We start from the raw sequence: 13255 nt of genomic DNA, 5'->3' as shown, positions 1-13255 counted from the left end.
CCCTGACCTCTGTCAGCAGCGACGGGTCTGGTACGGCACGGGGGCGGGTTCCGGTTCGGGCGGTGTCGGGCACCGCCTCAAGGCGACGAGGAAGGTCAGCGCGATTCCGCCTGCCACGGCGAACAGCGTGGTGCTGATCCCGTCGGCGGCGGCGATCCGAAGCTGTTCACCGGAGAGGCCATCGAGGCCGGCAGTCGCTACCAGGACGAGGACGGCGAGGCCGACAGCCGCGCCCGCGCCTGAGCCGGTGGAGGCAATGCCGGAGGCGATGCCTTGTTGTCGGTCGGAGATTCCGGTGGCGGCGGCGATGAACATGGCGGTGAAGACCACCCCGTCGCCGATGCCGAGCGCCACGAGGCCGGGGACGAGTGCGATGTACGTGCCGTTCGGCGAGATCGCGAGGCCGAGTGCGACCGCACCGAGCGCACCGACGGCGAGGGCGGCGGCCAACGTGCGCCTGAGACCGAACCGCGTCACGAGCTGGCCCGCGGTTGCCGAACCGGCCACCACCACTGCCGTGGGGATGAGGAAGCCGGCGCCGGTCTGCAAAGCGTCGTAGCCAAGAATGTCCTGGAAGTAAAGGGACAGGAAGTAGAGCACGGAGCCGAAGGTCGCCATGAACATGAACGCGATGACGACACCGGTGATCAGGTTCGGGTTGGAGAGCAGCCGGGGTGGCACAAGCGGGTCGTGGCTGCGCCGCTCGATGACGACGAAAGCTCCGATCAGCAGCAGGCCCGCCGCTGCACTGACCAGGATGCCCGGCGAAAGCCAGCCCCATCCGGGGCCTTGCACGAGGGCGAACACGATGAGTGTGACACCAAGAGTGACGCTCAGCGCACCGGGTAAATCGAACGTGCGGCCTTTTTCGCGTTCACCGTCCCGGGGGATCACTACGAAGGCAAGCAACAGCGCGGGGCCGGCCAGGGCGACGTTGACGAAGAAGACCGCTTCCCAGCCGAACGCCCGCGTCAGCAGACCGCCGAGCAGCACACCGATGACGAGTCCTGCCGCGCCTGATCCTCCCCAGATTCCCAATGCACGGTTGCGGGCGCGGCCTTCGGCGAAGGTGGTGTTGATGAGTGCCAGGGTGGTGGGGAAGACGAGGGCCCCGCCGAGACCTTGGAATGCGCGGGCCCCGAGGAGCATTCCGGGGCCGGTCGCGAGTCCTCCCGCGAGCGCTGTCCCGGCATAGAGTGCGAGGCCGGTGGCCAGGATGCGGCGTCGTCCGAGCAGGTCGGCGGCACGCCCGCCGAACAGTAGGAAGCCGGCCGAGGCTACCGCATAGGCGCTGATGACCGACTGCAGCGTCTGCGCGGAATAGCCAAGGTCACGTGCGATGTCGGGGAGCGCCACGACCACGATGTACTGGTCGAGCGAAACGATCAGCATGGCAAAGGACAGGAGCGCCAGCGTCGCTGTCTCACGGTTCCAACCGAAGCTGCCGGGCGCAGACGATGTCTCCATTGGTCGCACGGCAGCACTCCTGATGACCGGTCAAGTCCGCGCTTACGGCCCGCCGGAGGTCTGATTCGGGGGGCAGGCGGGCGGGCCTCGCCGAGAAGGACGGTTGCCACGACCCTACACAGCTCGCCCTCACCAATCCCGTCAACGACCCACGTAGTCCAGTGGGAATGGAAAGGCGTCACGGAGTTCCCGTCGAACCAGTCCCACTCATCTGGTGTAAAGCGGAGTGGTACAACGAGAGTCCAACGCGTTGGCTCCTCCTTGGCCGCTCGCTTCAGTGAGTGCTCCACCTGGCGGCGCTCTTCACCTGGAAGACGTGGCGTCCGCCTCCCGGTAGTAGAAGGAGGGCGTCCTCCCCGCGGTTACCGCCGGAACCGTCAACATTGCCTGAGGCCGGGATAGACCATAGCGAGCAGCATCGTCACGCCCTCTTCGAACGCCTGCTCCGTCCCCCGGCGAGCTCTTCCCAACGCGGCCGCACACCCATGGATAAGTGTGCTGCGATCACGAGGATGGGCACTGCTCGATTGCAGGATTCACCGATGCAATCGTTGCCGCTTGCGGAAGGATTTCGTTGCCGGCACTGCGCGTCCCGGCCGCTGTCAGAGCCATCGGGCAGAATCCGCAGGGTCACGGCAACGCTGCAGGCGCGGCTGCAAGATGAGGGTGGGGCAATGACGGACGAGGACATCTTGTACCGAGGGCCGCTCGGGGAAATGGCTCAGGCCAAGGCCGGCTCGGCGGGGTTGGATCCGGCGGACCTGTACGTGGCGGCGATCAGCTGGTGGTCTACGGCCGTCGCCCCCGCGGTCTCGATCAGCTCATGGCCGGACGCCCCGCTGACGGTCTGGACGTCTCTCGTGCGTTCTGATGTGCCCGAAGGCGACCCGCTCCATCATCTCCTTCACCGCCTCCTCAACGGGCCAGGCCCGTTGGCAGTTCATCGCGACGTTACGGACGGGAAGCTGTTCGGCGCGGCCGCGCACGCCACCCGCCGAGCGGACAACGCCGGCGCAGGCACGCCCACGTTCCTCCTGACCGGTTCGCCGTTCACTTCAAGTCTCGGCGGCTCCAGGATCAGCGGGTCCCTCGAAGGGCACATACGAAGGGCATGGGACGGGCGGCACACGCTGCCCACGCGGGGCGCCGGACGCTACCGGGCAGCCAGGAGACCCGTTCCGCCGCACGTCGGATCCCTGTGGGACCCGTCCGCCAGCGAATGGCGGGGCTTCCTCTCCACGGACGCCGCCACGTACTCCCGCGTCCTCCACTTCGCCCGGCGGGCAGCGCCTGCCCCACGCGCCGACTCGACGTCGGGCAGCTGGCGGCACGAGCTGGCGACGGCGTACGGCTGGGCCTTCAACACCCGGCCGATCCTGACCTACACCACTCGCGCAGGGCTGCAGCGGAACGCAATCCGTGAGGCCGAGCACAGGTGGGACGCCGCCCTGCCCGAGCGGTACGCAGACTTCTTCGCCCGGATCGGCGACCACGTCTCCCGCATCGCCGGCACGCTCGCAGCGACCGAACGCACCGCCATCCACAGCACCCACGTCGAGGCCGCCTGGGCACTCGCCCGTCGCGCTGTCCTGGACACCTCGCACCTCGTCGCCATGGACCAAAGCGCGGTGGAACCGGTCGTCAAGCACCTGGACGACCGGCTGTTCGGCATGTCAGCAACTGAGGGAGAGGCCCCGCCGATTCGCTCGAACGCGCCCGAGCCCGAGCAGTGGCGGCCACCCGGCACAGGCACGCACAGGAAGCCGCCGCAGACCGGCAGCAGTGCCGCGCGCAAGCTCAAGCAGTGGTATCAGGACCGTTGCCAGATGTGCGCCACAGCCCTGGTCCTGCCCTCACCCCGCGATCGCTACAGCGAAGCAGCCCATATCCGGGCCAGAGAAGACAACGGGCCCGACATCGTCGAGAACCTGCTCTGCCTCTGCCCGAACTGCCACGTCCTCTACGACGCGGGAGCACGCGTCCTGACCGACGACCACACGATCGTCGACACCGTGACGGGCCGGCTCGGAGACAGGATCGAACTCCACCGGTGGCACTTCATCGACCCCCGGTACCTTCGCCACCACCGCCGACGCTGGACTGGCAACGACCCGACGCCGCTCGCGAGCGTGCCGTCGGCACAACCGAAGCTCTGAGGCCCCCGATCGACGTCCCATCCCCAGGACACTGGCTTCGCCCATTCCTCCTCGGGTGCCGAGGCCGGGACCGCGAATCGATCTCCTCCTGATGGACGCGACGTTGGCACTGCTCCAGCATCGGCGCGTGAGTAACTGCGGCGACGTCATTTGATGCGTAGCGACGCCCACGGCGAGTGCGTCGCCCAGAGCACCACGTGCCAGACAACGCCCCGGAACAAGAGTGCGACCTCACTCCCCCACGACCAAGATCCGGACCATTCCCGGACCGGTGCCCAGCCCAAGAGCACCAGGGTAGTCGTTTCCGCTGGTCAACAGGGGTGCTGCCCATGTACCACCAGCAGACGAAGAATCTGCTGGTGAGCTATTCAGCAAAGAAGCTGGGGTTCTTCTAGACGCACGTGAAGGGCGTCTGACCTGGGCTTATACCCGCCAGACGCTCTTCACGGCACCCACTCACGCGGTGAGGAGATATCTACCTTTACTCCCGATGTCTCCCACCGGTATCTCACCTCTGTCCAGCTGTTCCGGGGCATTTCCGGGCCAGATTCCCGCTAAGCCTTCATCAGCAGCCTCCGAGCGCCCGTCCCACTCCCGCATGGACTCCTCGATCAAACGGTTGGCGTGGTCCTGCGCTCCGGCCAGGAACTTGGCGTAGTACCGGAACAGAACCTGGATGCTCTGCCCGGCCCGGCGGGCGCACTCGGCGGGGTCGACACCGGAGGCCAGCCAGAAGGAAATCCCGGCGTGGCGCAGATCGTAGGGCCGCTTGGCCGGCATGAGGGCGTGCTCGCCAAGGGTGAGAGCGTCCTCCCGTGCTCGCGCCCACGTGGTGCCATAGGCCGAGGGGTCAACGTAGCGGCCTGCTTCGTTGCGGAACAGACGTCCGTCAGGTGCGACGCCGAAGCGGTCGATGTGCGCACGCAGCATGCTGACGAACGACGGCGGGACGGGGACGGGGCGGGTGACTCGGGCCGCGCGCCGCTTCAGTGAGTGAACCTCGTGAACGTTGCCGTCGTTGGTCCATTCCTTGCCCGACACCACGACGCCTCCCTTGAGGTTCAGCAGTCCCCAGCCGGTCCCCGGCAGGCGGCATTGCGAGAGCTGAAGGTGGATCACCTACGCCGGACGCATGCCGGCGTAGTACATACACCCGAAGAAGGCCTGGAGGTGTGGTCCCCGCCCTCGCTGCGCACCGACCGAGGCCGGCAGGCGGGCAACCTGAGCCGGGTTGGGGACACAGTCGGGGTCGACCTCATCGGCGGAGTCCGGGGCCGTCCACCGCAGGCCACCGAGCGGATTCTGCGTGAAATACGCTCGCTCGACAGCCAGGCCGAACACTTCGTTGACCGTCGCCTTCTTCCGTTTGACGGTCTTCGCCGCAGCTGGACTACCGTCCGCTTTGCGACACAGAACATCCAGACCCCGCCGCAACACATCCGGCTTCTCCAGCTCACTTACGCAAGCGAGTGCCTCTGCAGCCAGGCCAAGGCCGCCACCCACTCCTCGGGCGGATCGGCGGCCCAGGCGTTCTTGTTGAACGCCCACGAGTACAGCGCCCGCCTCAGCACACGCGGATCCGAATAAGCAACTCCGGGCCCCACCAGGGCAGGGGTGATGGTCGCCAGAGCGTCGGCCAGATCACGCCGTGTATTACCCGGCGCACGCTCCCAGCACCCCTCTGGTCAAAGAGCTCGCCGTCGCGCGCAGCCGTCATGAGCTTGGCGCGCCTGCTCTCAGCAAGCCCCTTGGTGAGGAAGGACTCCGACTTCTCTCGTCCGTTGACCGTCCAACGGACCTCGAACCCCTTTCGGCGCTCAGGCCGTTCGCGGATGTCCCAGAATCGGACTTTGTAAGTCATCGCCATTCAGGCGTGTTCCTTTCACACGCCTGCCACCAGGCGTCCAGATCAGCTCGACGACAACGCAGTTCACCGTTCGGAAGCTTGATCATTCGGGGAGCCTGATCGCGGGCGCGCAGGCGGTAGAAGGCGGACGGCCTCATACGGATCTCCGCGAGCACCTCAGCGAGTTTGAGCGCGGGAGGACGAGTCATGGGCTGGTACCTACAAGGTTGGAGAGGGTTCAACACCGGTCGTGAAGGACGTGCCACCCCCCGCCGCCGTGGGCCATCCACCGACATGACCGACCGTGGTCACCCTTGGCCACGCAGGCGGCAGAGGGCAGGGGGTACCGCGGATCGACACGAGGGGACTTCTTGCAGGGCGCGCGGACACCCGGAGGTAAGGCTGCAGCAGCGCCGGGACCTTCGCGTTCACAGGCCTTGGCGGTATGCCGTGCCCGGCAGCGGGCACTGCCCTATATGGGGCGATAGGCAGTCGCCTGGTCCCTTACCTCCTGACTGGATTCGCGTGGCACTGTCCACTGCGTCCGCTACGGCTCCACCGCCAAGCACAGCCGGATGCGAACAACATCAATGATCTGGAGGATCCCCGGTCTCGCTAACCGGGGATCGTCGGCTATATAGCGCCCCGCCGCGAGGAACCCCCTGCGCCCGGTTCGCCCACCGGGGCAGTATCAGGAGACCGGCCGGTCCAAGCGGAGGGTGGGCGTCGCACCGTCCGTGTCCAGCACGAGGAGACCGTCGTCGATAAGGCGGCTCATGCTGTGGGCCTCCGCGCGCTCGCGTACGTCGACGGCACGGGCGATGTGCCTGTTGCCAGCGCCGGGGTGGGCAGATGGACTCCTTATGTCGTGACCTCGGGCCGAGGAGGAGCAGCGAAGGTGCATGGGCTATCGCGACGGCCAGCCATCCTCTGGTCGGTCGCCGCGTTCCGCACCCCTCCCTGACCTGGTGTTTTCGTGGAAGTTGTACGTTGACATGGTTCCGGAGGAGGTTCCAGTCCCCTGGGGCTCTTTCGCGTCTGCCGTGGGCGAATACGCGCCAAGCACTCGGCGTAGGGCGCTCTCCCGCCGGGCTTTTTCAGCTTTGCGGCTCCTCCTCACCGGGCGCGGATGGGGCAAGATCCGAACCGCCGCCGAGCAGGTACGGCAGTGGGCGTCCGAGCCGGGACAGATGATCGCCGTGGTGGCCAAGAACGCCACCCTCGTGCGTGACATTTGCTTCGAGTCTCCGAAGTCCGGGCTGCGCGCGGTCATCCCCGACGCGGAGGTACGCCGCTACACCTCCTCCCTCGGCGAGACCGCGCTCAGGCTGCGCAACGGCACGATCATCCGTGGCTTCAGTGCCGAGACCCCGGACAACCTGCGCGGCTGGGCCTTTGACAAGGCATGGCTCGATGAGTACGCGGCCTGGCCGCGCCAGAGCGCGCAGGAAGTTCTCGACATGCTGTGGGTCTGCCTGCGCGAGGCCGACCAGCCGTAGATGATCGTCTCCACCACCCCCAAGCCGCTCCCTCACATCAAGCGGCTGGTCGTACGCGGACGCGAGCAGGAGAAGCGGTGGAGCAAGGCTGAGAGCGCCGGTGACGAGGCGGCGGAGCTGCCCGAAGGTCGTCATGGTGCGTGGGCACATGGCCGACAATGCCGCGAACCTCTCCGGCATCGCCCGCGCCGAACTCGATACCGAGTACGCCGGCACCCGCCTCGGCCGCCAGGAGCTGTCCGGCGAACTCCTCGAAGATGTCGAGGTTGCCCTGTGGCAGGGCTGGATGCTCGAAGTCGAAGGGTTCTGCGTCCACCGCGAGCACATCCCCGACCTCAACCGGATCGTCGTCGCCGTCGACCCGGCCACCAAGAGTCACGAGAACGCCGACCTGACCGCCTTCACCGTCGCCGGACGCGGCATCCCCCAGGCCACGGCGTACGGAGACAACCGGCCCCGCGGCTACGTGCTGCACGCCGAGCAGAAGCGCCGTACGCCGACCGCGGCGATGCGCCGCGCCGCTGAGCTCTACCATCAGTACGAAGCGGACTGCGTGGTCATCGAGGCCAACAACGGTGGTGAATACCTCCCGGCACTGCTGGAGCAGGTCGACCCGAGCGTGCCGTGGCGCATCGTGCACGCCACCCGAGGTAAGCGCGCCCGCGCCGCTCCGGTGGCGCACCTGTACGAGCAGGCGCGCATCAACCATGTCGGCCCCGCCCGTGGCTTCGCGGAGCTGGAGGAACAGATGACGACGTTCGTCGGCCTGGGCGAGGCCGAGGAATCGCCGGACCTGCTCGACTCCGTGGTGTGGGCGCTGTGGGACCTGTTCCTGGAGCACCAGACCCACGCTGGTCCGGGCGACGACCAGCGCCTCAGCGGACGGCGTTGAGCCTGCTCAAGGCCGTGTGTCAGTGCTCTGTGGGTCGACGGTAAACATCGAGTACCAACGCTGGACGCACTCGCGAGGCGCGGGCTATGTGTCTGCGCACTGGCATTGTTCACGAGTTCCAAGAAGTGACGTGACCCCAGTTCCTTTTCTCAACCGCGCGGCACCGTCGTGCGCCTGCCCGTCATGAGACGCATCCGACGTCCAGAATCTCCACTGTGTCACCGCGGACGGTGTACAGGAGCCAGCAGCAATCACTGAACGCAGCCCCCAGGCCCGGAGCTTGTGGCTTCGGGGCCTCGGCTACTGCGGCGATGAGCACGATGATCTCCCGCTGTGCATCGCCCGGGACGTCGAACAGCACGTCGGCAGCCTGCCGGATCATTTCCACTCGCATTGCGCACCCCCGAGTCGGCAAGAGCAGCACGGCGCGGCGGAGCCCCTGCGTTCCGCTTGGGTCTGTGTATCACTAGAGCCAGGATCCCCTTATATGTCCTAAAATGCACCCCTCTGGCTCGCGTCTGCGACCATCGTCCTGCGCCTGGGGCAGGCAGGGCTGGCGCGCAGTGTGAGGGGGTTCCTCGCCGGTGGAGGCCGCAGCCACCCCTCGCGGCTCGGCCCACTCGCCGTGCGCCTCGGGGAGGGAGAATGAAAGTGTCCTGCGCGTGCCGAAGGCGGTGGGATCGGTGACGCTACCTGTGATCGTGGGCGTCGACGGATCAGAGGCCGGCCTCTGGGCAACCGAGTGGGCCACGGAGGAGGCGGCCCTGCACGGCCTGCCTCTGCGCATCGTCCACGCATCCCTGTGGGAACGCTACGAAGGCCCCGCCTTCACGGATTCCTCGGAAGTCCCCGCCGAGCATGCACTCGCCGAAGACATCGTCGGCCGTGCCGCTGAACGGGCCCGGCGCCGCAACCCGGGCGTCGAAATCTCGGTGGACATCCTGCCCGAGGACGCCGAGTCGGCGCTGTTGCGGGAAGCGCACCGCGCCACTGTCGTTGTGACTGGGTCTCGGGGCAGAGGACCGATCACGGGCACGTTGCTTGGCTCGGTCAGCCGCTCCCTTGCGACCCGTGCCCTGTGCCCGGTGGTCGTCGTGCGCGGTAGTCCGCTGAACCGGCAAGGAGACGATGGCCGCGTCGTGGTCGGCGTCGGCGATGTTGGAGCAAGCAGCGCGGCTATCCGCTTCGCGTTCCGCGAGGCCCGGTCGCGGCGCTGGGCGCTGGAAGCGGTACGAGCCTGGCGTCGTCCCGCCCACAAACCTCTGACGCATCCCCTGCTGGCCGGGGATCCCGCTCACCACCACGAGGAGCAGGCGTTGGCCCTGCTCGACGATGCGCTGCGTGGTCAAGCGGGCGAACACCCCGACGTGCCGCTGCATCGCCTCGCTGCCGAAGGCCCCGCCCACCACGTACTGCTCACCCACGCGGCCACGGCGGACCTTCTTGTCATCGGCGCCCCCCGACGGCGCGGGCCTCTCCTCGGCCGTGTCGCAGACGCCGCGCTCCACCACGCCGACTGCCCGGTCGCGGTAATACCGCAATGCGAAGCCGCATCCTGAACCGCTACAGCAGGAGGCAGCAGGCGTCACCATCAGGTGCCGCGCCAGAGTAGACGTGGCTCACCCTCACCCGTTACCCCCACGGGCGCGCCCGGAACGGCCACGGTAGCCGCAGGCGGCGCCAGCCCCTCACGGCCGCCGCTCTTCTCGCGCGGCCGCCGCCGTGAGCATGCTCCGCCTCGCCTGCGCGACCCGCTGAAACCCCCAGAGGAGGTCCGCAAGGCGCAGTCCGCGCTTCGCTCGTACCGGCGTGCGCACGGGTACCTAGCCCTCAGGACGCCGCGTGAAGCGAGTGCGACAGTCGAGCTGGCGCCGGTCGGGCAGAGGTTCCCGAGCGGGCCGAGGACCGCGCCGAACAGCTGACGGCGATCGACGAAGACCTGCCTTTGAGGGCGGTGTGGTTCGTGAGCGCGCCCAGCCGCGCGGGCTGGATGCGGCCCTTGGGGGGAGAGGGGCTATCCCCGTGTGCCGACGTGGAGCAGGGTGGTGCGGACAGCTCTCAGGGGACCCACCGGTACTTGTCTCCGCCGACCCATCTCACCTGCGCGGGATCGTCCAGGTCGATGGGGGTCAGCCCCGCCTGGTGCGCCAGCCTGATCACATCGAGTACGTCATGGGCAGTCCCGGCTACCTGTCCCTTGATCTCCACCAGTCGGAACGGCGGGTTTTGCGCCACGACCGGCAGGACGACGACGGAAGGGGGATGGAACACCTCTTGAGCTTCGTTGGTCATGCTTCCAGCATGGGGCAGGGGGCGGCGCGCACATGTCGAGCGGATCAGGGAAGGGGTCGGCCCCCTCGCCGGCGGCCACTGGAGCGCGGCGACCGCGCCGGCACCGCCGTCGTTTATGGCGGGCCAGGCTCCGGTGACGGTGGCCTTTGAGCGGCAGGGGACCGGAGGAGCCGGCGCCTATGTTGGCTGCCGGACCAGCCCGCGCCCAGGCGCGGTGCCGCACTCGTCGGTCGACTGCGACTTCCCGCCGTTCGCCTCGGGTGAGGGCTTTGATGGCGACACGTAGGGGGCCTGGTGCTTTGTGGAGCAGCAGTGGGTGTTACGGGTGGGGGTTGGTGGCGAGCCAGTCTTGGAGTTCTCGGTGGCGGAACTGGTACGCCAGGCCGGAGATTCGCAGCAGACCTGCCCCGTAAGCCCAGTGGAGGAAGGCACCAAGCCGCCGGGGCAGTCGGCCGCGGAAGCAGCAGAGGAAGACCACGTAGCGGCGGACGGCTCCGGCGAGGAGATACAGCCCAAACGCGAGCCCGACTGCGAGCCCGAACGCGTGTCCGCTCACGAACCCGAGCGCGAGCCCGAACGCGAGCCCGCCCATGAGAGTGCCCGCTAGCCGGCGGAGGTGAGCAGGGCTCCGGAGCCGGTGGAGCTGGGCTGTTTGAGGGGTGGGGACGGCGGCGCGGCTGGCCGCCCAGACGGCCATAAGCCAGGGCAGCGCCATGAGTGCGGCGAGGGAAACGAGATGATCGCTGCTTGAGGAGCCGAGGGGGAGCTGGGCCAGGAGCAGGGCGCTGAAGAGGGCGGCAAAGGTGAAGAGGGCGAGACGGCCGGTGAGGAGGGCGTCGATGGTGCGGACGCGGCGGGGGCCGGCCATCGGCCAGAGCTGGTGCAGGACGATGTCGGTGCCGCTTCCGGTGGATGCGGGTGTGGTGGCGAGGTGGTGGGCAAGGGCGGCGAGCCAGCGGTGGGTCTGGTCGAGCGGATCCAGAAGCGCGCATTCGACGCTGCCGCCCGCCTCGCTGACAACCGGCGACAACGACGTGGTGCGCGCGTACCTCGGCCTGCCAAAAGCCGACTCCGAAGTCCCGCCCGTCCCGATCCTTCCGGCGGCCGGATGACGAGCGAACCTTGGAGAGGGGTGGGGCGACGGGCCTCCAACCCCGCCGTGGCGGAGGGCTCGGTCTGTCTAGGGTGGAGGCCATGTCGACTACAACGTCCAGCGCCGCCCCTCGTTGACTCCGCCGAGCTGATCGCCGACCCGTACGCCGTGTACGCGCGGCTGCGTGAGGCCGGGCCGGTCCACCGCATTGCCGGGACGGATGGGCTTCCGGCCTGGCTGGTGACCCGCTACGACGACGTACGCCAGGCACTCGCCGATCCCCGGCTCTCCCTGGACAAGCGCACCGCGGCACCGGGCGGGTACCGCGGGCTCGCGCTGCCGCCGGCCCTGGACGCGAACCTGCTCAACATGGACCCGCCGGACCACACCCGCATCCGGCGTCTGGTGTCCAAGGCGTTCACCCCACGCCGCATCGCGCAGCTGCGCGAGCCGATCCGGAAAACCGCCGACCAGTCGCTGGATGCCATCGCGCCGCATGGCCGCGCCGACCTGATCGCCTCGTACGCTGCGCCGCTGCCGATCACCGTCATCTGTGACCTGCTCGGCGTGGCCCCGGCCGACCGGCACGACTTCCGGGCCTGGACCGACGCCCTGGTCGCCCCGACCCGGCGCAGCTGTCCCGGGCGAAGGAAGCCGTCGGCGGCATGCTGGCGTTCTTCACCCAGCTCATCGCCGACAAGCGCGCCGCACCGGCCGACGACCTGCTCTCCGCCCTGATCGCCGTACGCGACAAGGAAGACCGGCTGAGCGAGGACGAGCTCATGTCCCTGGCCTTCCTCATCCTGTTCGCCGGATACGAGAACACCGTCCACCTCATCGGCAACGCCACCCTGGCCCTCCTCAGCCACCCCGACCAACTGGCCACGCTGCGCGCCAACCCCGACCGGCTGGGCGGCGCCGTCGAGGAGCTGGCCCGCTACGACGGCCCCACGCCGCTGGCCATCCGACGCTTCCCCCGGGAGGACATCACATCGGCGGCGTCACGATCCCGGCAGGCGAGACCGTTCTGCTGTCCCTCGCCGCCGCCCACCGCGACCCGCACCACTTCGCCGACCCCGACCGCCTCGACATCGGCCACGACGCGACCGGTCACCTTGCCCTCGGCCACGGCATCCACTACTGCCTCGGCGCACCCCTGGCCCGGATGGAGGCCGAGGTCGCCCTCGCCGCGCTCCTCGACCGCTTTCCGGGGCTGACCCTCGACGTCCCGCCGAGTGGGCTGAAGTGGCGGCCATCTATGCGCGCGCGTGGTCTGCTCGCCCTACCAGTGAGCTATTGATCGGGTGACAAGGCTGTCTGCATGACCCGTATAGCTCTTCGGAGCTGCGATGTTGCGGACATGCCCCCTCGTTGCCCGGGGGGCGGGCGCTGCGTGTGGAAACCGTGAAGCTTCAAACTGCTGCCCGGCCACGTCGGTACCCGTGATCGGCAACTCACGGGGTGACGCGTTCTTGGCGGAGGACTGCCCCGTCCCATTCCCTGGATGCATTCGTGGTGACCGGCTGTACAAATCGCATGAGTTCTGAGTGGAGCGGCCCAGGTGCAAGGCCTCACTTTTCCGCCCAGGAGCCCGAGTTGGGGTCTCCGTGCTCGTATGCTTATCCACGCTTCGCCTGCTCCTCCCCACAACTCCGTCGAACTCTGCGCGGGTTGCGGCGGACGTCCTGATCGTCAGCGGGATTGGAGGAATTGGAGGAAGCAGTGGTGGTATCGAGCGAGCAGAAGCCGCGTAGGCGTTGGACCGGCCCCGAGAGGTGGCAGGTCGGACTAGGAGTCGCGGCTCTGCTGGTGGCGATCATCGCCATGGTGGGGCAGTTCGTCCAGTAGGACGCCCACACACGAGACGGTCACGGCCGGGGCTGCACATGCAGCGAGCCCGGTCGGTTGATGGGCGACCGGGCTCGTGAGCTGCATGGAGGGCCTGACCTGGGTGGTGCCGGGTCAGGTCCTTCGTGCCTATCAGGCTAGCGCGAGCCACCCTGAAACGAC

Annotated in this window: 10 protein-coding genes and 1 pseudogene; 5 read left to right on the top strand and 6 right to left on the bottom strand. The window is 68.2% G+C overall.

Annotated elements, in window-relative coordinates:
- Window positions 1-12: 12 nt before the first annotated feature.
- Entirely contained in the window at window positions 13-1467 is a 1455-nt protein-coding gene (locus ACIHCQ_RS16970) for an MFS transporter (RefSeq protein WP_399662650.1), read from the bottom strand.
- Window positions 1468-2141: 674 nt separating this feature from the next.
- Between ACIHCQ_RS16970 and ACIHCQ_RS16965 the strand changes: the two genes are divergently transcribed.
- Window positions 2142-3623 carry an HNH endonuclease gene (locus tag ACIHCQ_RS16965; RefSeq protein WP_399662648.1) on the top strand — a complete coding sequence of 494 codons (1482 nt, stop codon included), beginning with the start codon at window positions 2142-2144 and terminating at the stop codon, window positions 3621-3623.
- Between the two features lie 456 nt (window positions 3624-4079).
- On the opposite strand, the gene ACIHCQ_RS16960 is transcribed toward ACIHCQ_RS16965, so the two are convergent.
- Both ACIHCQ_RS16960 and ACIHCQ_RS16955 read right to left on the bottom strand, forming a co-directional pair.
- Entirely contained in the window at window positions 4080-4742 is a 663-nt protein-coding gene (locus ACIHCQ_RS16960) for a hypothetical protein (protein WP_399662646.1), read from the bottom strand.
- 738 nt (window positions 4743-5480) lie between these two features.
- Entirely contained in the window at window positions 5481-5678 is a 198-nt protein-coding gene (locus tag ACIHCQ_RS16955; protein WP_399662644.1) for a helix-turn-helix transcriptional regulator, read from the bottom strand.
- Window positions 5679-6572: 894 nt separating this feature from the next.
- On the opposite strand from ACIHCQ_RS16955, the gene ACIHCQ_RS16950 reads away from it, so the two are divergent.
- Window positions 6573-6968 carry a terminase large subunit domain-containing protein gene (locus ACIHCQ_RS16950; RefSeq protein WP_399662642.1) on the top strand — a complete coding sequence of 132 codons (396 nt, stop codon included), beginning with the start codon at window positions 6573-6575 and terminating at the stop codon, window positions 6966-6968.
- A gap of 148 nt (window positions 6969-7116) precedes the next feature.
- Window positions 7117-7860: a hypothetical protein gene (locus tag ACIHCQ_RS16945; RefSeq protein ID WP_399662640.1), complete on the top strand. Its 744-nt coding sequence runs from the start codon at window positions 7117-7119 to the stop codon at window positions 7858-7860.
- Window positions 7861-8041: 181 nt separating this feature from the next.
- On the opposite strand, the gene ACIHCQ_RS16940 is transcribed toward ACIHCQ_RS16945, so the two are convergent.
- Window positions 8042-8242 (bottom strand): hypothetical protein, encoded by a 201-nt coding sequence (locus tag ACIHCQ_RS16940; protein WP_399663066.1) that lies wholly within the window; start codon window positions 8240-8242, stop codon window positions 8042-8044.
- Between the two features lie 301 nt (window positions 8243-8543).
- Between ACIHCQ_RS16940 and ACIHCQ_RS16935 the strand changes: the two genes are divergently transcribed.
- The gene (locus tag ACIHCQ_RS16935; RefSeq protein ID WP_399662639.1) at window positions 8544-9419 is read left to right on the top strand and encodes a universal stress protein; all 876 of its coding nucleotides are present in this window, start codon (window positions 8544-8546) and stop codon (window positions 9417-9419) included.
- 499 nt (window positions 9420-9918) lie between these two features.
- Here the strand turns inward: ACIHCQ_RS16935 and ACIHCQ_RS16930 are convergent, their stop codons facing one another.
- On the bottom strand, window positions 9919-10152 hold the full coding sequence (locus ACIHCQ_RS16930) for a hypothetical protein (protein WP_399662637.1): 234 nt from the start codon (window positions 10150-10152) through the stop codon (window positions 9919-9921).
- A 319-nt stretch (window positions 10153-10471) separates the two neighbouring features.
- On the bottom strand, window positions 10472-11182 hold the full coding sequence (locus ACIHCQ_RS16925) for a hypothetical protein (RefSeq protein ID WP_399662635.1): 711 nt from the start codon (window positions 11180-11182) through the stop codon (window positions 10472-10474).
- Window positions 11183-11392: 210 nt separating this feature from the next.
- Here ACIHCQ_RS16925 and ACIHCQ_RS16920 point away from each other — a divergent pair.
- Window positions 11393-12545 (top strand): annotated as a pseudogene (locus ACIHCQ_RS16920) (cytochrome P450).
- Window positions 12546-13255 lie beyond the last annotated feature (710 nt).

Source organism: Streptomyces sp. NPDC052236 (genome assembly GCF_044548015.1).
Classification (GTDB): Bacteria; Actinomycetota; Actinomycetes; order Streptomycetales; family Streptomycetaceae; genus Streptomyces.
Note: the sequence above shows the minus strand (reverse complement) of the source record. Positions and strands in the feature narration are given on the sequence as shown.

Coding starts and splice junctions, on each gene's coding strand:
- ACIHCQ_RS16945 (WP_399662640.1), top strand. CDS start 7,117: ATGGCCGACAATGCCGCGAACCTCTCCGGCATCGCCCGCGCCGAACTC.
- ACIHCQ_RS16940 (WP_399663066.1), bottom strand. CDS start 8,242: ATGATCCGGCAGGCTGCCGACGTGCTGTTCGACGTCCCGGGCGATGCA.
- ACIHCQ_RS16965 (WP_399662648.1), top strand. CDS start 2,142: ATGACGGACGAGGACATCTTGTACCGAGGGCCGCTCGGGGAAATGGCT.
- ACIHCQ_RS16955 (WP_399662644.1), bottom strand. CDS start 5,678: ATGACTCGTCCTCCCGCGCTCAAACTCGCTGAGGTGCTCGCGGAGATC.
- ACIHCQ_RS16930 (WP_399662637.1), bottom strand. CDS start 10,152: ATGACCAACGAAGCTCAAGAGGTGTTCCATCCCCCTTCCGTCGTCGTC.
- ACIHCQ_RS16970 (WP_399662650.1), bottom strand. CDS start 1,467: ATGGAGACATCGTCTGCGCCCGGCAGCTTCGGTTGGAACCGTGAGACA.